General features: G+C 39.5%; 21 protein-coding genes and 1 other annotated feature. All 21 genes read left to right on the top strand.

What is annotated here, in order from left to right; all coding sequences use genetic code 11:
• Positions 1-8 precede the first annotated feature (8 nt).
• The 21 genes from ftsZ (at position 9) to IV84_RS02165 (ending at position 22060) form a co-directional block, all read left to right on the top strand.
• Positions 9-1301: a cell division protein FtsZ gene (ftsZ, locus tag IV84_RS02265; RefSeq protein ID WP_046871816.1), complete on the top strand. Its 1293-nt coding sequence runs from the start codon at positions 9-11 to the stop codon at positions 1299-1301.
• 82 nt (positions 1302-1383) lie between these two features.
• Entirely contained in the window at positions 1384-1815 is a 432-nt protein-coding gene (locus IV84_RS02260; RefSeq protein WP_046871817.1) for a cell division protein SepF, read from the top strand.
• 5 nt (positions 1816-1820) lie between these two features.
• Positions 1821-2084, top strand: coding sequence for a YggT family protein (locus tag IV84_RS02255; RefSeq protein ID WP_371861586.1), 264 nt, complete (start codon positions 1821-1823; stop codon positions 2082-2084).
• Positions 2085-2155: 71 nt separating this feature from the next.
• Positions 2156-2947: a YlmH family RNA-binding protein gene (locus tag IV84_RS02250; RefSeq protein ID WP_046871818.1), complete on the top strand. Its 792-nt coding sequence runs from the start codon at positions 2156-2158 to the stop codon at positions 2945-2947.
• A gap of 13 nt (positions 2948-2960) precedes the next feature.
• A complete protein-coding gene (locus tag IV84_RS02245) occupies positions 2961-3785 on the top strand; it encodes a DivIVA domain-containing protein (RefSeq protein ID WP_046871819.1) in 825 nt (274 codons plus the stop codon).
• Positions 3784-3996, top strand: a binding site (T-box leader). It overlaps the preceding gene by 2 nt.
• Before the next feature lie 44 nt (positions 3997-4040).
• Positions 4041-6836 carry an isoleucine--tRNA ligase gene (gene ileS, locus IV84_RS02240; protein WP_046871820.1) on the top strand — a complete coding sequence of 932 codons (2796 nt, stop codon included), beginning with the start codon at positions 4041-4043 and terminating at the stop codon, positions 6834-6836.
• 172 nt (positions 6837-7008) lie between these two features.
• Positions 7009-7233: a cold-shock protein gene (locus IV84_RS02235; RefSeq protein WP_046871821.1), complete on the top strand. Its 225-nt coding sequence runs from the start codon at positions 7009-7011 to the stop codon at positions 7231-7233.
• Positions 7234-7256: 23 nt separating this feature from the next.
• On the top strand, positions 7257-7796 hold the full coding sequence (locus tag IV84_RS02230; protein WP_046871822.1) for an NUDIX hydrolase: 540 nt from the start codon (positions 7257-7259) through the stop codon (positions 7794-7796).
• Positions 7797-7805: 9 nt separating this feature from the next.
• Positions 7806-8093, top strand: coding sequence for a hypothetical protein (locus IV84_RS02225; protein WP_052694532.1), 288 nt, complete (start codon positions 7806-7808; stop codon positions 8091-8093).
• A 9-nt stretch (positions 8094-8102) separates the two neighbouring features.
• Entirely contained in the window at positions 8103-8789 is a 687-nt protein-coding gene (locus IV84_RS02220; RefSeq protein WP_046871824.1) for a 5'-methylthioadenosine/adenosylhomocysteine nucleosidase, read from the top strand.
• 54 nt (positions 8790-8843) lie between these two features.
• The gene (locus tag IV84_RS02215) at positions 8844-10007 is read left to right on the top strand and encodes a cysteine desulfurase family protein (RefSeq protein ID WP_046871825.1); all 1164 of its coding nucleotides are present in this window, start codon (positions 8844-8846) and stop codon (positions 10005-10007) included.
• Positions 10007-10348 (top strand): DUF1831 domain-containing protein, encoded by a 342-nt coding sequence (locus IV84_RS02210; protein ID WP_046871826.1) that lies wholly within the window; start codon positions 10007-10009, stop codon positions 10346-10348. The genes IV84_RS02215 and IV84_RS02210 overlap by 1 nt, the downstream gene beginning before the upstream one ends.
• 189 nt (positions 10349-10537) lie before the next feature.
• On the top strand, positions 10538-11665 hold the full coding sequence (gene mnmA, locus IV84_RS02205) for a tRNA 2-thiouridine(34) synthase MnmA (protein ID WP_056986047.1): 1128 nt from the start codon (positions 10538-10540) through the stop codon (positions 11663-11665).
• A gap of 540 nt (positions 11666-12205) precedes the next feature.
• Complete coding sequence (locus IV84_RS02200; RefSeq protein WP_046871828.1) at positions 12206-12880, top strand: histidine phosphatase family protein; 675 nt, start codon at positions 12206-12208, stop codon at positions 12878-12880.
• 8 nt (positions 12881-12888) lie between these two features.
• A complete protein-coding gene (locus IV84_RS02195) occupies positions 12889-13578 on the top strand; it encodes a tetratricopeptide repeat protein (RefSeq protein ID WP_056986046.1) in 690 nt (229 codons plus the stop codon).
• Positions 13578-16070, top strand: a complete 2493-nt coding sequence (recD2, locus tag IV84_RS02190) for an SF1B family DNA helicase RecD2 (RefSeq protein ID WP_056986045.1) — start codon at positions 13578-13580, stop codon at positions 16068-16070. The genes IV84_RS02195 and recD2 overlap by 1 nt, the downstream gene beginning before the upstream one ends.
• Before the next feature lie 73 nt (positions 16071-16143).
• Positions 16144-17124: a ribose-phosphate diphosphokinase gene (locus IV84_RS02185; protein ID WP_056986044.1), complete on the top strand. Its 981-nt coding sequence runs from the start codon at positions 16144-16146 to the stop codon at positions 17122-17124.
• 187 nt (positions 17125-17311) lie between these two features.
• Complete coding sequence (locus IV84_RS02180) at positions 17312-18367, top strand: AI-2E family transporter (protein ID WP_046871832.1); 1056 nt, start codon at positions 17312-17314, stop codon at positions 18365-18367.
• 67 nt (positions 18368-18434) lie between these two features.
• Entirely contained in the window at positions 18435-19196 is a 762-nt protein-coding gene (locus IV84_RS02175; RefSeq protein ID WP_056986043.1) for a DeoR/GlpR family DNA-binding transcription regulator, read from the top strand.
• Complete coding sequence (gene pfkB / locus IV84_RS02170; RefSeq protein WP_046871834.1) at positions 19193-20104, top strand: 1-phosphofructokinase; 912 nt, start codon at positions 19193-19195, stop codon at positions 20102-20104. Before IV84_RS02175 ends, pfkB begins: the two co-directional genes overlap by 4 nt.
• Positions 20105-20119: 15 nt before the next feature.
• Entirely contained in the window at positions 20120-22060 is a 1941-nt protein-coding gene (locus tag IV84_RS02165) for a PTS fructose transporter subunit IIABC (RefSeq protein ID WP_056986042.1), read from the top strand.
• Positions 22061-22125 lie beyond the last annotated feature (65 nt).

The following is a 22125-nucleotide window of genomic DNA, read 5'->3' as shown; positions in this document are numbered from 1 at the left end:
AAAAAGGGATGGAATTTACAATGGATGATAAACAAAATGCTGGTGCAAATATCAAAGTAATTGGTGTTGGTGGCGGTGGTAGTAATGCCGTTAATCGCATGATTGCTGAAGGTGTAAAGGGCGTTGAATTTATCGTCGCTAACACTGATGTACAAGCTTTGAAACAATCTAAAGCAGAAACAAAAATTCAATTAGGACCGAAATTGACTAAAGGTTTGGGTGCTGGTTCAACTCCTGAAGTCGGGAGCAAAGCGGCTCAAGAAAGTGAACAAACTATTTCTTCTGCACTTGAAGGCGCAGATATGGTGTTTGTAACTGCCGGAATGGGTGGCGGTACAGGTACTGGTGCTGCTCCTTTGGTTTCTAAGCTAGCTAAAGCAACAGGTGCTTTAACGGTTGGTGTTGTGACACGACCATTTAGTTTTGAAGGACCTAAGCGAGCTCGTTTTGCTGCTGAAGGTGTTGCACAGATGAAAGAGCAAGTGGATACTTTAATCATCATTGCTAATAATCGCTTATTAGAAATGGTCGATAAAAAGACACCAATGATGGAAGCATTTGGCGAAGCTGATAATGTGCTCCGTCAAGGCGTTCAAGGTATTTCTGATTTAATTACTTCTCCAGGCTATGTCAACCTTGATTTTGCTGATGTTAAAACAGTGATGTCTAACCAAGGCTCAGCACTTATGGGAATTGGTTCTGCAAACGGTGAAAATCGTACTGAGGAAGCAACTAAAAAAGCAATTTCATCACCATTATTAGAAGTTTCAATTGATGGTGCAGAACAAGTTCTGTTAAATATTACCGGTGGCCCTGATCTTTCACTTTTTGAAGCACAAGCTGCTTCAGAGATTGTTGCAAAAGCTGCTACAGATGATGTTAATATCATCTTTGGTACGTCTATTGATGAGAATATGAAAGATGAAGTTCGAGTTACGATTATTGCAACTGGAATTGATAAAAAGAAGAATGACCATTCTCTTCATCGAGCAACAGCAAGAACAAGTTTTGATGCACCTTCAAACACAAATTCGTCTGTAACATCAAAACCATCATTTAGTGAACCATCTGCTAATAGTGAGGCACCAAAACAAGAGAAAAAAGCAACAAAAAAAGATGATCCGTTTGGTGACTGGCAATTACGTCAGAATAATACAAATGGTGTTCGTCCAACATCAGTTGAAGACGATGATGAATTTAAAGATATTGAAAAGAAAGATTTCAAGGTTTTTAATGATTCTGACAATGATTCCGACAAGGGCGTAGATACACCACCATTCTTTAAGCGTCGTCGTAAATAATTAAATAGCAATTTAAAACTGGGAACAAGACTACCGTTTTGTCCCAGTTATTTGATACAGCGTCAATTAGGAGGCGTTCTGTATGGCATTAAGCGATCGATTCAACAAGTTATTCGGCATAGATGATGAAACTGATCAGACAGCATCGGATCATGATTCTATAAGTAATGCGGATACAACGACAGATAATAGGGTGAATACCATGGACGATATTTCGGGTTCTAAAAGTCAAATTGCGTTATTTGAACCGCGTATTTTTAGTGATGCCAAGGAGGCAGCTAAGCAATTAATTTCGGGGCAAGCCGTAATTCTAAATTTTGAACGGATTGATGATAATCAAACGAAACGAATTGTTGATTTTCTTTCGGGTACATTATTTGCCATCGATGGCTCAATCGAAGAGGTGGGTACACAGATATTTTTATGTACCCCAAATAGTTTTGAAATAAATGGTAGTCTGTATTCAAACATTCAAAATGGAGATCTAAGCAACAATGATCTAAATAAGGAGTAAAACATTTGATCTTTATATTTATACTTTCGATTCTAAGTAAACTTATTCAGTTATATATGCTGTTAATTTTTGTCTTCGTTTTAATGTCATGGTTCCCAGGAGCCTATCAAACAAAACTAGGGCAATGGCTGGCAAAAATGTGTTTGCCATATTTAAAGTTATTCCAGTTTATTCCCACATTTTTGGGGTTGGATTTTTCACCAGTTGTGGCAATATTGGTGCTGGAAATGGCTCAATACGGCCTTGTTGCACTTAGCAGATTCTTTTAGGACTGAACATTTATTACCTAAAAGATAAAGATGTTTAATAGGTATTGAATGCTTTCAAGAGGTAAGTAAAAATGGACAATATTATGCAACATTTTCGTCCTGAGGAAGCCCCATTTGTGGAAGAGGCCGCAGGATGGATCCAAGAAGTTCGCGATCAGTATCGGTCCATCCTAACCAATTTTCTTAATCCGAGAGAACAATTTATTTTGACCACTTTAGTAAATCGGTTGGATGAAATAAAAGTTCAAAGTTATGGCGGATATCCGGGTGCAGAAATGAGTCGATCACTCATTTTTCCGGATTATTTTGTTCCCAAATTACAGGACTTCAATGTGACCCTATTGGAGATTCAGTATCCAACCAAGTTTGCGGTGATTCACCATCGCAATGTGCTTGGGACACTTGCCAATATGGGTGTCGAAAGGAATACATTCGGGGATATTATTTCTAATGGTGAAGATTGGCAATTCTTTGTAAAATCAGAAATGAGTGACTTTTTTCTATCTGAAGTTGGTAAGATCGGAAATATTAAAGTTCGATTGGTTGAGAAAACATTGGATGAGGTCATCAAACCGGAAAATGATTGGGAATCTGGCAGTACAACGGTTGCATCGGTTCGAGTAGATGCGGTGGTTGCAGAAGGCTTTCATATTTCACGAAATCATGCCAAAGAGCTTATTGAAGAACGAAAAGTTACGTTAAATTGGAAACCACATCAACGTCCTGATTTTGAATTAGTTGCAAATGATTTATTATCGGTTCGTGGCTATGGTCGAATTCGACTTGACAGTATTGAAGGTAAAACAAAAAAGAGTAAAATTCGAGTCTTACTTTCAGTTATAAGAAGTAAAAAGAAAAAATAATGGAGGAACTAGTATGTCTTTAGATCCGGTTGATATTCAGAATAAACAATTTTCGAATAAAATGCGCGGATATAATCCCACCGAAGTGGATAGCTTCATCCAACAAGTTGCCATTGAATATCGCCAGGCTTTAGACAAAATTTCGGCTTTAGAAAAAGAAGTTGAAAATGCCCAAACTAAGCTTGAGTATTTTGATGATATGAAAGAAGCACTTAACAAATCAATTTTAGTAGCTCAAGATGCTGCCGATAAAGTTAAAAGTAGTTCGAAGCGTGAAGCCGAATTAACCATGGAAGAATCCCAAAAGAAAGCGGATGGGGTTGTCCAAAAGGCGAAGGTTAGCGCTGAGGCTGTTATTGATGAGCAGGCCGAAAAAGCGAAAAAATTAATTTTAGCAACTAATGAATTAAGAAAGAATGCACGTTTATATCGACAAAGAGTCCAAGTACTAGTTGATTCACAACTGCAGATGATCAATGGTAGTGAGTGGGATAGTATTCTAAAGGAAGACCAAGATGTGCAAGTTAGCGACCTGAAAGAAGCAATGTTGCATACAGGAACCCTTGACAAGATTAAAGCTCCAAGTGTAAACTCAAGCAATGAGGAAGATGCGGGAGATATTACGCCTGCCATAGACCCAACTAGCGAAAGTAGACCTGCTGGTGGGGATGGAGCAGAAATTATCGAACCTCATGAAAAGGAAGTATCTGTTGAACCTGATGAGAGACCGGATGTTAAGGATACTACTCAACAAGAAACTATGGTGGTTTTCCCTGATGATAAGGTTACAACTTCTCATCAGGATTCAGGATTACATGTCAACGCAAAAAATAAATAATTTTTCTTTGAAGAGAATACGTCTAAAATGGACAACTGGCAGCGAGTTAGCAAATTGGTGAGAGGCTAATCAGAAAACATTTTATGATATCATCTCTGAGGCATCAAATCGATTTTTAGTAGATTTGATCGGCTAAAAGGCCGTTATTGAATTAAGAAAAACTGTTAAAGTTTTTAAAATTGGGTGGTACCACGAAGACTTCGTCCCTTGTGACGAGGTCTTTTTATATTCAAAAAAATAGAGGAGTGACAAGTTATGCGTATAAAAGAAACCCTTAATTTGGGAAAAACCAAGTTTAAAATGCGGGGCAATTTACCTGTTAATGAAGCTAAACGCGAACAAGTTTGGGAAGAAAATAAGGTTTATGAAAAGCGTCAGAAATTAAATGAAGGCAAACCATCATTTGTTTTACATGATGGGCCTCCATATGCAAATGGAAATATTCATATGGGCCATGCCATGAATAAGATTTCTAAGGATATCATTGTTCGTTACAAGTCAATGTCAGGATATCGAGCACCTTATGTACCTGGTTGGGATACCCATGGTCTACCCATTGAACAACAATTAAAAAAGGCTGGCTATGACCGGAAAAAATTAACAACGAGTGAATTTCGTAAGCTCTGTCGTGAATATGCCCTAAAGCAAGTTAATATGCAAAGAGAAGACTTTAAACGTTTAGGTGTGGCCGCCGAATGGAATAATCCTTATTTGACGTTAGATCCAGAATTTGAAGCCCAAGAAATTCGAACCTTTGGAAAAATGGCTGAAAAGGGTCTGATCTTTAAAGGTAAGAAACCCGTATTTTGGTCATGGTCTTCCGAATCAGCAATGGCCGAGGCAGAAGTTGAGTATCATGACGTTACGTCACCATCAGCTTTCTTTGCAGAACAGGTAGTTGATGGCAAGGGAGTTTTGGATACCGATACGTATTTGGTCGTGTGGACGACAACCCCATGGACAATTCCAGCTTCTGAAGGTGTAACGATTGATGCTACTTTTGATTATGCGGTTGTTCAACCAGACGGTGAAAAACGTAAATTCGTGATTGCGGCTGAACTAGTTGATAATGTTTCTGAAAAGTTTGGCTGGGAAAACGTTAAAATTCTTAAAACGGTTAAGGGTAAAGATTTAGATCGAGTGCTCACGCAACATCCTTTTTATCCTGATCGTAAATTAGTGGTCATGTTAGGGGATTTTGTAACGTTAGATACTGGTACTGGATTAGTGCATACGGCACCTGGGTTCGGGGAAGATGATTTCCGAGTTGGTAAGCAATATGGATTAGATATTTTAGTGCCGGTAAACGATCAAGGTTACATGACTGAAGAGGCCGGAAAAGATTTCGAAGGTGTTTTCTATGAAGATGCTAATAAAATTGCATTGGATAAACTTAAGGATGCAAACCTTTTACTAGATTACATGCCGTACAAACATAGTTATCCATTTGATTGGCGGACAAAAAAGCCAGTTATTTTCCGTGCAACACCACAGTGGTTTGCATCAGTAGATAAAATTCGCGATCAGATTTTAAGTGCGATTGATGATGTGAAATTTTCACCAGATTGGGGTAAAAAACGTCTCTACAACATGATTCGTGATCGTGGCGATTGGGTCATTTCACGTCAGCGGGTTTGGGGTGTTCCATTGCCAATTTTCTATGGCGAAGATGGTGAAGCAATTATGACGAAGGAAAGCATTGGTCATGTTGCTGATCTGTTTGAAAAACATGGCTCTGACATCTGGTTTGAATGGGATGCTAAAGACTTACTTCCAGATGGTTTCACTAGTGAACATTCACCAAACGGCAAGTTTACTAAAGAAACTGATATTATGGATGTTTGGTTTGATTCTGGGTCTTCCCATCAAGGCGTACTGGAAGAGCGTGACTACCTGACTTATCCGGCAGATCTGTATTTGGAAGGTTCTGATCAGTATCGTGGTTGGTTTAATTCTAGTTTGATTACTAGTGTGGCTGTTTCAGGGCATGCGCCTTATAAACAAGTGGTTTCACAAGGATTTACTCTTGATGGCCAAGGTCATAAGATGAGCAAATCACTTGGTAATACAATCGTGCCAAGTGAAGTTATTAAACGAATGGGTGCAGAGATTGTTCGTTGGTGGGTTGCATCTGTAGATTCTTCATCAGATGTGCGCGTCTCAATGGATAATTTTACTAAGACTTCCGATAGTTACAAGAAGTTGCGAAACACGTTACGTTACTTACTTGCTAATACGACTGACTATGATCCAAAGACGGATAAAGTAGCCTTTGCAGATTTGGAATCAGCTGATCAATATATGTTAATTAAGTATAATAAATTGGTTCAAACTTTGCTTGATGATTATGAAGCATATGATTCTTTAAATATTTACAAACGCGTGATGAATTTTGTGATTACCGATCTGTCTGCGTTCTATCTTGATTTTGCTAAGGATGTTGTATATATTGATCCTGAAAAGAGTCAGACCAGACGCTCAATGCAGACTGTCTTTTATGAAATTCTAGTTGGTTTAACGAAACTCTTAACCCCAATTCTGCCTCACACTATGGAAGAGATTTGGGAGTACTTGAAAGAGCCTGAAGAATTTGTTCAATTATCAGAGATGCCTGCTGTTCAGAAATTTGATAATCAAGATCACATCTTTGAAAATTGGGAACAATTCAAGGATATTCGTTCTAATGTGCTAAAGGCGTTAGAAGAAGCCCGTGATAGCAAGATGATTGGTAAATCAATGGAAGCTCAGGTTAACCTGTACGTCGATAGTGATACCAAGCAACTTTTGAACGATTTGAATACGAATGTTCGTTTGATTCTGATCGTGTCAAAATTGGAAATTCACGATTTAAAAGATGCTCCTGATGATGCTGAACAATTCAAAGGAATGGCAGTTAAGGTACTTGTTGCGCAAGGTTCTGTTTGTTCACGATGCCGAATGACAAAGACCGATGTTGGGTCTGATGATGCTTATCCAGCACTTTGTGCACGCTGTGCTAAGATTGTTCGAGAAAATTATCCTGAAAGTGTTGAAACTGGTTTAGAACCTTAAATTTTCAAAATCCGATCGAAATTTTGTTTAAGCGTTATTCTGACAAAATTTGGGATCGGATTTTTTGTTCAGTTTTAGTAAATTTGTACGGTAATTAATTTACTTTTTTAAAAATAATCAGTATGATGATAGAAGAAGTAGAACGTAGCCTAGACTAATAGGGGGTTCTGGTATGGAACACGGCACAGTCAAAAGTTTCGATAAAGACAAAGGATTCGGGTTCATTAATTTAGATGATGGAACAGAAGTTTTTGTGCACTATTCAGCCATTGAAGGTGAAGGGTTCCGTTACTTGCATGAAGGCGATGAAGTTAGCTTGTTAGTTGTCCAGGGTGCCAAGGGATTACAGGCGGTTAAAGTTAGCGTGTTGCCTGATGATAGTGAACCAGAAGCCTAATTAAGCGAAAGAGAAGATATTTTATGAATTTTGAAGAGAAAGTTGTCAAAAACGAGTCGCGGTATAAGGGTGCAATTATTGATGTTTATCAACAAACAGTTAAACTGCCAAACGGTGATTTAGCAAATCGAGACGTGGTTTTACATCAAAATGCGATTGCGGTTTTGGCAATTACAAAGGATAATAAAGCTATTTTTGAAAAACAGTGGCGAGCACCAATTAAAAAGGTTACAATCGAAATTCCAGCTGGTAAGGTAGAGGATGGAGAAACGGCAGAAACGACCGCGGTTCGGGAATTAAATGAAGAAACCCGTTACCAAGCCGGAGAGCTTAAACGTATTTCTGGGTTTTATTCAACTCCCGGATTTGCAAATGAATATATGACTCTTTACATGGCAACTGATTTGCATCCGGTAGCAACCGAGTTACCCCAAGATAAAGATGAACATTTACAGCTGTTTGAACTTTCATTAAGTGAGGCTCTGGCGGGCATTGCTGATGGTTCTATTGAAGACGCAAAAACAGTTTTGGCCATTTATTACTGGCAAAGTTTAAATAAGTAGGTGAAATCTGTGAAGGATGACAAGCAACAAGATAATCTCACTCGTGAGGATTATCAACGAATAAAGCAGGCTGAGGCGGATCAGTTTACCCAACGGGACCGAAAACGGGTGCAGGTTGAAAAAGATTATGCGCGAACGCATGATGAATATTTACAGCCAGATTCAACCGAAGAACCAAATATTCGCAGTACGGCGGAACGAAAGAGTCGTAACCTTGGAAAACGTTTAAATTGGGTTATTTTAGGATTAATCGTGGCAATTGTGATCGTCTATTTAATATTATTTTTCGTGAAATGAGGATGAAACATGAAGTATGGTGTAATTTGTGCAATGGAAGAAGAAATTAAGAGCTTGCACAGTGCTTTAGATATCAAAAAAGAAACAGAAATTAATGGCATTACTTTTTACGAGGGAACTATCCAAGACACTGAAGTCGTTTTAGTGCGTTCCGGAATTGGTAAGGTTGAAGCTGGGATTACAGCCGCTTTATTAGTTACTAATTTTAAAGTAGATGCTTTAATTCATTCTGGTTCAGCTGGTGGAATTGGAAGTGGCCTATCTGTAGGGGATGTTGTTATCTCTACACAAACCCTTTACCATGATGTGGACGCAAGAGCGTTTGGTTATGTGTTAGGGCAATTACCAGGCCAACCTGCACGTTTCGATGCAGATAAAGACTTGATTAATGAAGTTGCAGTAGCCGGTGAAAAAACTGGTTTGAATATCAAAAAAGGGCTTATTGTTACAGGTGATCAATTCATCAGTAGTTCCGAAAAAATTCAAGAAATTTTGAAGAATTTTCCGGATGCTCTCTGTTGTGAAATGGAAGGCAGCGCAATTGGCCAGGTAGCACATCAGTTTAAGGTGCCGTTTGTAGTGATTCGAGCGATGTCTGATGTTGGCGATGAAAATGCAGGGGTTTCATTCGATGATTTTATTATCGATGCTGGTAAGCGATCTGCAAAGATGTTACTAGCCTTGTTCAATAAATAAGAGTGACTGGCGCGACCAATGAGTAGGCGCGTCTTAAAGGAGAGTAGGATTACCATGAAGCAAGTTTATTTTGATAATGCCGCAACGACGCCAATGGCTCCCGAAGTGGTTGAAAAAATGACTGAAGAAATGAGTCATAACTTTGGCAATGCCTCAAGTACGCATTCATTTGGACGCAAGGCGCGGATGACGTTAGATCAAAGTCGACAAATTATTGCCGATAGTATCAATGCCAATGAAGATGAAATTATTTTTACCAGTGGCGGTACAGAAAGTGATAATACCGCAATTATGCAAACCGCAATTGCCCGAAAAAAACTTGGCAAGCATATTATTACAACCGCGATTGAACATCCGGCCGTTTTAAAAACACTGGCTTATTTAGAAACACTTGGGTATGAAGTGACTTATTTACCAGTTGATAAAAATGGATTAATTGATTTAGATGAGTTTAAGGCTGCTTTGCGGGATGACACCATTTTAGTAACCATTATGATGGGGAACAATGAAGTTGGTAGTCATATGCCCATTCATGAGATTGGCGAGATTTTAAAGGACCATCAGGCTTGGTTTCATACAGATGCTGTGCAAACTTATGGTTTGTTGGATATCGATGTTAAACGTGATCATATTGATATGTTATCAACCTCTGCCCACAAGCTGAATGGACCCAAGTTTCTTGGCTTCTTGTATAAACGCGATGGCGTGAATTTTCCAAGTTTTCTGAGGGGCGGCGAGCAGGAAGATAAACGGCGTGCCGGAACCGAAAATGTGCCAGGAATTGCTGGATTTGCGAAGGCTGTTTCGTTATTAACGCCAGAAGTTAAAACAGGTATGCAGAAGAAGTACATGGGTTTTAAACAGCAAATTATTAAAGGTCTAAACGATGCTGACATTGATTTTGAAATCAACGGGTCGCTTGATCCTAATAATTTACAGCATGTTTTCAATCTTTGGATTAAGGGTGTTTCTACCTATGTTATGCAGACCAATCTGGATCTAAATGGGATTGCGATTTCGGGTGGTTCTGCTTGTACAGCAGGGAGTTTGGAACCTTCCCATGTTTTGATTGCGATGTTTGGCAAAGACTCACCCCGAATCTCGGAATCCATTCGAATTAGTTTTGGAAAATATAATACGAGTGATGACGTTGATTATTTGGTTAGTAACTTAGTTCAGATTATTCAGCGTTTAAAATCAAAGGAGACTGTAAAATAATGGCATTTTTAACAAAAGTAAAAGTTGACGGTGATAAAGATACTTATCAAATGAGCCCTCAGGTGAAGAAGTACACGTTACGTGACGTTGGGTTTACGGTATCAAATGGCGGGAACTTTGTGTATGAACGGACGTTAGATCCAACTTCACCATACAAACAAGGTAATAAGTTAAGAGTGGTTTTTGCTAAAGATCTAAGTGGTTTTAAAATGTCAGTTACAACAGCTAACGGATTAAAACGGGTTAATATTTTCACAAAGGAAAATGACAAGCCACTAGTAGAACAATATCATTATATTTTAGACGATATGGTTAAACGCGAAATTTTTATTAAGGCTTAATATTGAATCAATAGGGGCAGTAGTTCACAAGTTGAATTACTGCTTTTTTATATTTTCAGAAATAAAAAAATTGACCCGCTGGCTAAATGCTTGCTCAATTTGCTTACTTTGTTATAATAAGCGTTACTGGATGTTGCGACCTTCAATCGTAGATTCTCCAGAATCTGATAGAAATGATGGTGATTTTTGATGACAGACAATAGCAAGACTCGTGTCGTTGTTGGCATGAGTGGTGGTGTTGATTCATCAGTAGTAGCTTATTTGCTCAAGCAACAGGGCTACGATGTCGTTGGTGTGTTCATGAAGAACTGGGATGACACTGACGAAAATGGTTTTTGTACGGCAACTGAGGATTATAAGGATGTGGCGAAAGTCGCTTCAAAAATTGGAATTCCTTATTATTCAGTTAATTTTGAAAAAGAGTACTGGGATCGTGTATTTACGTACTTTTTGGATGAATATAAAAAAGGTCGGACACCCAATCCAGATGTAATTTGCAATAATGAAATTAAATTTAAGGCCTTTTTAGATTATGCGATTAGTTTAGGTGCCGATTATGTTGCCACTGGTCATTACGCAAAATTAAAGCGTGACGCACAAGGCAATCAGCATTTATTGCGTTCAGAGGATATGAACAAGGACCAAACATACTTCTTGAACCAATTGACTCATAAGCAATTAGATCATGTCATGTTCCCATTAGGTGGCATGGTAAAAGCTAAGGTTCGTAAGATTGCTGAAAAGGCTGGGTTAGCCGTTGCAAATAAGAAAGATTCTGTTGGGATCTGTTTTATTGGCGAGAAGAACTTCAAAGAGTTTCTTGGCAACTACTTACCTGCAAAGGCTGGTAAAATGATGACGATCGATGGTGAAGTTAAGGGCGATCATGCCGGTTTAATGTATTACACCATTGGACAACGCCGAGGTCTCGGAATTGGCGGTGGCAGTCAGAATAATGATCCTTGGTTTGTCATTGGTAAGGATTTGAAGAAAAACATTTTATACGTTGGCCAGGGTTACCATAACGAGCATTTATATGCGGACCGTTTAGTTGCATCTGATTTGCATTTCGTAAATGATATTTCTGATCGTGGTGATTCATTCCGTTGCACAGCTAAGTTCCGTTACCGTGCGATGGATGTAGATGTTACAGTTCACTTCAATGCGGATCGAACACAAATGACCGTTGATTTTGATGATCCCGCTCGCGCAATCACACCAGGCCAAGCCGTTGTTTTGTATGACGGTGAGGAGTGCTTAGGCGGCGGAATTATTGATGCTGCTTACAGTAAGGACCGCGAGTTACAATATATCTAAAATTGAATTTTAATGGGCGTTAGTTATCCAAGTGCTTTTTGGGTGACTGATGCCTTTTTATTTTTGTTGATTTTAGGGTAGCTGGTTAAGATGATTTTCCCCTTGGATGCAACTTTTGAGGACAGCTTCATGAGACAATCTTTAAAATATAGGAATGTTTCCACCGGGATTGCGATCCCGGTCCCACCATCCTTATATTTTAAAGCTTACCCGTCTCATTGCACTCACTATTTTGAGGACAGCTTCATGAGACAACCTTTAAAATATAAGAATGTTTCCACCGGGATTGCGATCCCGGCTCCACCATCCTTATATTTTAAAGCTTAATCGTCTCATTGCACTCACTGTTTTTAGGACAGTTTCTTAAGACAAACTCAAAAAATAAGAACATTTCTGGCGGGATGCGATCCCGCTTCCAATGCTCTTATTTTTTAGAGCTTAAACGTCTTAATCCGCTCACTAATTGCTCACTATTTTTTGAATTTTTCTCCAGACACTGGCATAATAGTTTTAGCTATAGAGATGAGAAGGAAGATAAACGTGACCAAATTATATTTTATTCGCCATGGAAAAACACAGTGGAATCTAGAAGGACGTTATCAAGGCGCAAGAGGCGATTCGCCATTACTTAAAGAAAGTTATGTGGAAATTGATGCGTTGGCTCATCACCTGAGTCCCACCACGTTTCAACATCTATATGTGAGTCCCGTTCGCCGAGCAAGAGTGACTGGAAGTACTTTGCAGCACGATTTAGATGAACTTCAAGGGCATTCCACACCATTAACCATTGCGAGTCGATTGCGAGAGTTTAATTTAGGAAAAATGGAAGGCATGAAGTTTACGGATGTTCAAAAACGATATCCACGCGAATTTGATGACTTTAGAAATCATCCTGATCAGTATGATCCGCAACCAATTCAGGGAGAATCTTTTCCACAGCTAATTCAGCGGATGACGCCTACCATAAAACGCATTACCGATATTTATCAAAAGTCAACTGACAATATCTTAATCGTGAGCCACGGAGCTGCTTTGAATGCGCTAGTTAATACGCTTTTGGGAGCTAATCTGCATGACTTGCGGAAACGCGGTGGGTTGTCTAATACAAGTACAACAATTTTAGAAACCAAAGATGCTGGAAAGACTTTTTCATTAATAAAATGGAATGATACGAGTTATATTAAACGTAAACCAGATGCCACAGATATGATTTGAGGGAAAACATGACTGAAAATGAGGATTCAAAACAAGAACAAGCAAAACAAGATGCGCAAAAAACAGCCTCTGCCTTGGTAAAAGCCATTGATGATAACTCTGACGATTATCATCAGTATTATAATCTTGGCGTTTTCTTAACAACTTCCAAGAGTTTTGAGCAGGCTGAAGAGCTGTATATGAAGTCATTAGGTCTTTTTCAGAAAGATGATAAAGCTGAAAGCTTATTACACTATGGATTAGGAAATACGTATTATGAAGCGGGTGAGTTTCAAAAAGCCTTTGCTCAATTTAAAGTTGTTCAAGATTCAGAATTAAAAAGTTCGGCTTATTTGATGATTGCCCAGACTTATATGGCTCAGGATGATTATAAAAATGCGCTGGTATTCGCGATCACGGCGCAGGATAAACATAAGCAAGATCCGACAATTAACGGACTAATTGGTGAAATATTTTTGGCGATGGGTGATTTTACCCATGCAGCGACTTATTATGACGATGCCTTAAAGGCTGATCCTAAAAATGGTCAATATCAGTTTGAGCGGGGAATTATTGCCCTCGTTTTGGATGAGGAAGAAACCGAATATTTTAAACAGGCAAAAAAATTAGATCCTGCCTATTTTGAAAAAGGTCAGAAACGATTAGTGGATATCGAGAAATACATTAAAACTCGTGATGAGTCAAAGGATGAGAAGTAATGCAAAATGAGTCACTCAACTTATTTGATGAAGATTCCAAGGCTACAGGGAAACCAACAGAACAATTTGTTGTGGGGAAAGTCTCCGCAATTTTTTTTGAGAGCCCAGACAGTTTTTACAAAGTTGTTTTAATTAAAATTAGTGAAACAAATATTGACTGGCATGAAGATGAAATTGTGGTTACTGGTAGTTTTGGAGATATCAAAGAAGAGCAGGCCTATCGGTTTGTTGGAAAATCGGTGACCCATCCTAAATACGGTATGCAGTTTCAGGCAACTAATTATGAAAATGCTACACCAACTACGAAAGAGGGACTGGTGGCCTATTTATCTGGTTCTGATTTTAAAGGCGTAGGGAAAAAGACCGCCGAACGAATTGTGGCGCTGCTTGGAACGGATGCGATTAATAAAATCATCCGTGACCCGAAAGTGCTGGCGCCACTCAAACTAAAAGACACATTGCAAACTGAATTAGTAAATAAGCTTAATGAAAATAATGGCATGGAACAAATCATTATTGGCCTTAATGGCTATGGATTTGGAAGTCAACTAGCAGCTAGTATTTACAATCGTTATCGGGAACAAACGTTAGACATTATTCATAAAAATCCTTATCAACTCATTGAAGATATCGATGGCATTGGGTTTAAAAAGGCCGATCAAATTGCGGAGGCAACTGGTATCGAGTTTGATGCGCCAGCAAGGATTGATGGGGCTGTTTTAACTTCTTTAAGTGACCTGAGTAATTCTAATGGAGATACATATACTGATGCCCAATCATTGCTAAAAGCTTCCTTGTCGCTGTTGGAACACAGTCGTAATCAGGCAGTTGATCCGCAAAAAGTTGCTGATGAGCTGTTAAGTCTGGCGAAAGACAACAAAATTGTGGGGGATGAAAATCGCATATACTTGCGGACTTTATATGAAGCTGAATGGCAAATTGCTGAGCATCTTAAACGGCTGCAGGATGCAAAGGAAAACCATCATTTTGAAACTTCAGAAATTGATGGTGTCATCGATTTAGCTCAGAAGCAATTTAAGATTACGTATGATGACTCACAGCGTCAGGCTTTAAGAGAGGCCATGCAAGCGAAGACGTTTTTGCTGACCGGTGGACCTGGAACAGGAAAAACAACCATTATCAATGGGATCGTCAAGACGTATGCCACGTTGAATGAAGTTTCGTTAGATGTTAATGAGTATCATGATACCCCATTTCCGGTTTTATTGGCGGCACCAACTGGCCGAGCTGCTAAACGGATGAGTGAAGTAACCGGATTGCCTGCTAGCACCATTCATCGTTTGTTGGGATTAACGGGACGCGAAGATGATCCGGATAAGGAGACCAAGGACCTGGAAGGTGGCCTTTTGATTGTGGACGAAATGTCCATGGTAGATACGAGTTTGTTTAGAACCCTTGTCCGTGCAATTCCGAATAGTATGAAAGTGATTTTGGTAGGTGATAAAGATCAGTTACCATCCGTTGGGGCCGGTCAAATTTTTAATGATTTATTGCAAAGTCAGGAGATTCCAAAAATTGAATTGTCTAAGATCTATCGTCAAGATGATCAATCCTCAATTATTCCGCTGGCTCATGCCATCAAAGAGGGTCATTTACCAGCTGACTTCAGTCAAAATCAAAAGGATCGTTCCTTTATTCCATGTCCGACCAACCAAGTTGATAGTGTGATTACGCAAGTAGTGAAAAAAGCTGAACAAAAAGGATTTACCGCCCAAGATATCCAGGTTCTAGCACCCATGTATCGGGGAATTGCGGGAATTGACCGGCTAAATAGTTCTTTACAGCAGATTTTAAATCCGAAGAAAAACGAACGGACCAAGGAAGTTGAATTTCGCGGGCAACTTTTCCGCATTGGCGACAAGGTTTTGCAATTAGTGAACGTCCCTGAGAATAACGTTTTTAATGGTGATATGGGGATTATCAAAGGAATTATTCTTGCAAAGGATAAGGGTAATACTGATAAGCAAGATAAACTTGTAATTGATTTTGATGAAACGGAAGTTACTTATGGGCGCAAGGATTGGATCCAAATCACATTGGCTTACTGTACATCAATCCATAAATCACAGGGTAGTGAGTTTAAAATGGTGATTTTACCAATGGTTCAGCAGTATTCACGGATGCTGCAACGAAACTTGTTATATACCGCAGTTTCGCGGGCAGAATCACTTTTAATTCTTTTGGGGGATGAAAGAGCTTTTGAAAGATGTGTTCAAAACTTGGCCGTAAATCGGCAAACAACGTTAAAAAAACGGTTAATCACTGTTTTCGAGGGTAAACAAGCTGGAGAAAAGCCAGTTGCAGAAACAAATCCGATAACAGCCGATTCTGACCAAAAAGGAGTAACAAAGCCTAAGAAAAAAGCTTCTGAATCAGAAACAGTTTTGACGTTAGCCAAGGCCCAAAGCCAAGAAGTGGACCCCATGATTGGGATGAATGGAATTACTCCACAAAGTTTTATGAAGGCTTAAGGTATTGCGCTTTTAAACGAGGACTGCAATAATAGGAATGAGATAAATTTGATAGTTTTTAATGGAGGATGTCATGACAGCAGAAACTGCTAAGCAACGAATGAAGATTTTTGCGTTAAATTCGAACCGCCCTTTAGCCGAAAAAATTGCGCACGAAGTAGGCGTTCCTTTAGGCAAGGCAACCGTTAACCATTTTAGCGACGGTGAAATTCAGGTGAATATTGATGAAAGTATTCGTGGCGCCAAGGTATACGTCATTCAGTCAATTTCAGAACCTGTAAATGACATGTTGATGGAATTAATGATTATGGTGGATGCACTCCGGCGTGCGAGTGCCAGTGAAATTAACGTGGTCATTCCTTATTATGGATATTCACGTCAAGATCGGAAGGCCCGTTCGCGAGAGCCCATTACTGCAAAACTAATTGCAGACTTGTTGGAAATGGATAAGATTACCCGGGTACTTACAATTGATCTTCATGCCGCTCAAATTCAAGGATTCTTTGATGTGCCGGTTGACCATTTGGTAGCAGCCCCGTTACTGGCAAGTTATTTTACAGATCATAAAATTACAGAGAATCTTGTGGTTGTCTCACCTGATCATGCCGGGGTTTCCCGAGCACGCACAATGGCAGATTTACTTGGGGCGCCGATTGCCATTATTGATAATCGTAACGTTGAATCAAGTGAATCATTAGATGAAATTCCAACTGAAATTATTGGTAAAGTAGCGGGCAAGACTTGTGTGGTTGTCGATGATATGATTGATACGGGAACACGGATCACCATTTCTGCCGAAGCTTTGAAAAATGCGGGAGCTACAAAAGTGTATGGATGTGCAACCCACGCCATTTTCTCCAAACAAGCGCCTAAAATTTTGCAAAGCTCTCAATTAGAAAAAGTTGTTGTGACCGATACAATTCGAATCGGCAAAGAAAAGCAATTTGATAAATTAGTCGAAATGTCAGTGGGCCCATTAGTGGGGAATGCTATTAAGATGATCTTTAATAACGAGCCTTTAGAGCCATTATTTAGAAGCTCCATTAAAAAATAACTAGTGACTGGAAATATATATAAATTTTAAGCATCTCTTTTGCAACTCGTGTATGGTTACGTGGGTAAGTTGCAGCTGAGATGCTTTTTGTATGACCTTTTTTTATTGTTAAGTCATACGAACTATGGTTTTATTCTATGTAATTTAATGATATGTTAATAGCAAACAGTGGTTGGAGGGATTATATTTGGAACACATTATTAAATTTTTTAAAAGTGAGGATGTTGAGTTATACAGTACTTTGGTAGGTGTGATCATTGTCCTTTTTTTGTTAAAACCGTTTCTTTCTTTAATTTTATTTGTGATCATTTTTTCATTTCTTGGGCACGTGGGGACCAAAAATTTACGAAAACTATTGCCAATTAATCAACCGATTGCAACAATTTTACTTTATGTGTTGGTAATTGGTTTGTTTGTGACAATTGTAGGAGTGGCTGCACCAGTATTGGCAGATCAATTTAGTGGATTGCCAAAATTAATTGAGAAAACAATTGATCGGCATCCAGTTTTTGATCAGCAAATGTATACTTGGGCTCAAAAAGCCATTCATAATTCTTCAGTTTTGAAACATAGTTCAGATCTTGCCCTCACTGGATTGATTAAACTAGGGCACGTCGGACGCGGAATTGAACATGTCATTATGGGTGTCTTTTTGAGTTTTATTTTTAATTTGACCTATAATCATTTGTGTCATTTTGGGCAGGCCTTTTTAAATAGTCGCCACAAACATTTATTTAATAATATCTATAAATTAGCAGCAATGTTTGTTCATATTTTTGGCACAGTAATTGAAACGCAATTAATCATTTGTTCAATTAACACAATCTTAATGACCATCGGCCTATGGATTATTGGAATGCCAAGTCTTCTGGTTTTGGGGTTGATGGTGTTTGTACTCGGTTTGATTCCAGTAGCTGGTGTTTTAATTTCGCTAATTCCATTATCAGTCATTGGCTTTTCAGTAAACGGTTTTGTGACTGTTTTTGAGGTTCTTATTTTGGTAGTAATTGTGCACATATTTGAGTCTTATTTCTTACATCCAAAACTGATGGCAAACGCAACAGCTCTACCAATTTTTGTGACTTTTGTGACCTTAATTGTGAGTGGCGAGTTGTTTGGAACCTGGGGATTAATTGTCGGGATTCCGATTGTGGCATTCTTTATTGAATTACTTGGGGTAAACGTCCGCAAACAGCGGCCTAAGAATCTGAAACAGAGTATTGATTCGGAAATCGAACAATAATTTAAAAAAATGAGCTTTTATGGTTGAGCTTGAATGATTTTGGTGGTATTCTATCAAAGGTGGAGTGATGAAAGTGCTTACAGAAGAGAGACAAACAATTATATTAGCGCAGTTAGCCAAAAACGGGGTTGTGAAACTACAGGATTTAGTCCAGGAATTAGACAGCTCTACCTCAACAGTTAGACGTGATCTACAAGAATTAGAAGATCAGGGTAAACTAGTGCGAGTGCATGGTGGGGCCAAAGAAATTACCACACTGCAATCCGAACCCGGCATCATAGAAAAATCAACCAAAAACGTTCATGCAAAACGGCAAATTGCGAAATTGGCGGTTCAGCAGATCCAAGTAAATGAGGTTGTGTACTTGGATGCCGGAACGTCTACAGAAGCAATGATTCCGTTTATGGACAATCTAGATTCGGTTTTGGTTGTGACTAACGGGGTCCAACTTGCTTCTGAATTGGCAGATATCAATGTGAAAACGTATTTAGTTGGTGGTGAGTTGAAAAACACAACGAAAGCCATTGTGGGTGCTGATGTGGTTGAAACAATTAAGAACTTCAGGTTTAACCGTGTTTTTATGGGTGTAAATGGTGTTCATCCCAAGTTTGGATTTACCACTCCAGATCCAAATGAGGCGGCCGTTAAACGCGCAGTTTTAGCACAAAGTGAAGTTGGGTACTTTTTAGCAGATACCAGCAAACTAAACGAGGTTTCGTTTGCTAAGATAGCTGATTTAGAAAATGGCGTTCTTTTAACAGATGAAACTGATCAAACTATTTTACAGGATTTTGATCAGGTAAAACAAATTATGGAGGCTGAAAAATGATTTATACAGTGACCTTGAATCCTTCGATTGATTATGTGGTTCAACTTCCACAATTGACATTAGGTGAAGTTAATCGCTTAAAAACAACATATAAGTTTCCTGGTGGCAAGGGAATTAATGTCTCACGAATCTTACGTGAATTAGGGTATGCCAATCAGGCCTGGGGATTTTTGGGCGGTTTTACAGGCAAATTTGTAAGCCAAAGTTTACAAGAGTTAGGCTTGGATGCCCATTTTACGGAAATTGGGGATGCTACACGAATTAACGTTAAGCTAAAAGCAGACCAAGAAACTGAACTAAATGCGCCAGGTCCAAAAATCACAGAGACTGAAAAACAAACGTTTGTGGCTCAATTTGATGAGCTAAAAGCCGGAGATATGGTGATTTTTTCAGGGAGTGTGCCAAGTAGTTTACCAGAAACCTTTTACTTTGACTTGATTCAAAAAGTGAAGGCCCAAAAGGCAGAGTATGCTGTGGATACAACGGGTGAAGCACTCAAAAAGACTTTGGCAACGCATCCAGTTGTTGTCAAACCTAACAATCATGAATTGGCCGACTTGTTTGGCGTTGAGTTAACCAGTTTGGAAGAGATTAAACATTACGGACGGGAGCTTATCAAAATGGGTGCCCAAAATGTGATGATTTCGATGGCTGGTGACGGGGGCATGTTAGTGACGCAAGATGATTGTTATCGAAGTGCAGCTCCCAAAGGTACCGTCCAAAATTCAGTTGGAGCAGGTGATTCAATGTTAGCTGGATTTACAGGAACATTTGATGCCACTCATGATCCAGTGAAAAGTTTCCGGTACGGGTTAGCGTCGGGGAGTGCGACGGCATTTTCGGCCGACATTGCCACGAAAGAAAAAATTGATGAAATTCTGCCACAGATAAAAATAGAGAAGTTTTAGAAGGGAAGTACTAGCATGGACATTCGTGAACTGCTACTTAAAGACGTCATGATCATGGATTTAAAAGCGAAAAATAAAAATGACGCCATTGATGAAATGGTACATAAGTATTTTGAGCAGGGTGTGATTGATGATGAATCGCTTTACAAAGCAGATATTTTAAAAAGAGAACAAGAATCAACGACCGGAATTGGTGATGGGATCGCGATGCCCCATGCCAAAGACAAGGCGGTCAAGCGGGCAACCGTTTTGTTCGCTAAAAGTGAACAGGGACTTGATTTTGATGCTCTCGATGGCAAACCGGTTCAGTTATTCTTCATGATTGCAGCTCCAGAAGGTGCTAATAATACTCATTTACAAGCTTTAGCAGCTTTGTCGAGTTTGTTGATTAATCCAGATTTGGTAGCTAAGTTGAAACAGACAAAAACCCCAGATGAAGTACAGCAATTATTTGGCGATGCGCAGTCTGCTAAAGAGGCTCAGGATGCGGCTGATGAAAAGGCTGAGGCCGCTAAAAAAGCCACTGATGTTCAAACAGCGGAGAAACGTCCATATATTGTAGCTGTTTCGGCTTGTCCTAATGGAATTGCCCATACGTATATGGCCGAGGCTGCGTTGATCAAATCAGCCAAAGAGAAAAATATTGAAATTAAAGTTGAAACGAACGGTTCTGAAGGTGTCAAACATCGGTTAACCTCAGCGGATATCGCGCGCGCTGATGGGGTCGTCATCACGGCTGACAAGAAAGTTGACATGGGCCGTTTCAATGGTAAAAAGCTTTTAAATCGGCCCGTGATTGATGGTATTAATAAATCGGATGACTTATTGGACAAGATTACGGCTGGTAATGCTTCCGTTTATCATGCGGCAGCCGGGGATGAGCCAACTTCTGACGATGATGGTCAAAAAGGTGGGCTTTGGAACGAGATTTATAAAGATTTGATGAATGGCGTTTCTCACATGTTACCTTTCGTTGTGGGTGGCGGAATCATCATGGCGTTCTCGTTTATTTTGGAACGCTTTGTGGGTTCTGGCAGCATCTACTTCACTTTCTTTAATCAGTTAGGAAACTATGCTTTTGCATTCTTGGTACCCATGTTAGCTGGTTATATTGCTGAATCGATTGGAGATTTACCAGCTCTAATGCCCGGAGTTGTTGGTGGATTTATGGCCAACACGGCGGCTGCTAATATTGTAAAAACGACAAGTGTTTCTGGATTTATTGGTGGTTTATTGGCCGGCTTCTTAGCCGGAATTGTGGTCAATTGGCTTAAAAAAGTCTTCAAAAACATGCCTAAGAGTCTGGAAGGACTGAAACCCATGTTACTTTATCCAATTTTGAGTTTGCTCATTGTTGGTGTGGCAATGTTCTTCATCATTAATCCTATTTTTGCAGCTGTTAATGCTTGGATTACCCATGTTCTGAACGGGATGGGAACCGGAAATGAGGTATTGCTAGGGACGATTGTTGGCGGCATGATGGCAATTGATGTGGGAGGTCCTTTCAACAAGGCTGCTTATACCTTTGCCATTGCGGCATATACGTCAACTGGAAGTGGAAAATTAATGGCAGCTGTCATGGTTGGCGGAATGGTTCCACCATTAGCAACCGCCATTGCCACAACTTTTTGGCCAAAGAAGTTTACGGAACAAGAGCGACAGGCCGGTATTTCCAACTGGGTGCTTGGAATTTCGTTTATTACTGAAGGAGCAATTCCATTTGCCACAGCTGATCCACTGCATGTGATTGTTTCTAGTGTCATTGGTGCCGCAATCGGTGGTGGTTTAACACAGTTCTGGCATGTTAGTGTTCCAGCTCCCCATGGTGGTCTATGGGTGACACCACTGGCTTCACATTGGTACTTCTACATTCTGGCAGTTGTGATTGGTGCGGTTGTCGCTGGTGTGATTCTAGGAATTTGGCGACCAGCCAAGAAACAAACAGAAAAAGCATAATTTACACAAAAAATATGGTACTAGGAATTTAATCCGGGTCTCTGTCAAATCGTATTGGTGGAGAT

The organism is Pediococcus damnosus, assembly GCF_001437255.1.
In the GTDB taxonomy this organism is placed as follows: Bacteria; Bacillota; Bacilli; order Lactobacillales; family Lactobacillaceae; genus Pediococcus; species Pediococcus damnosus.
This window is presented reverse-complemented; position numbering and strand designations above follow the sequence as displayed.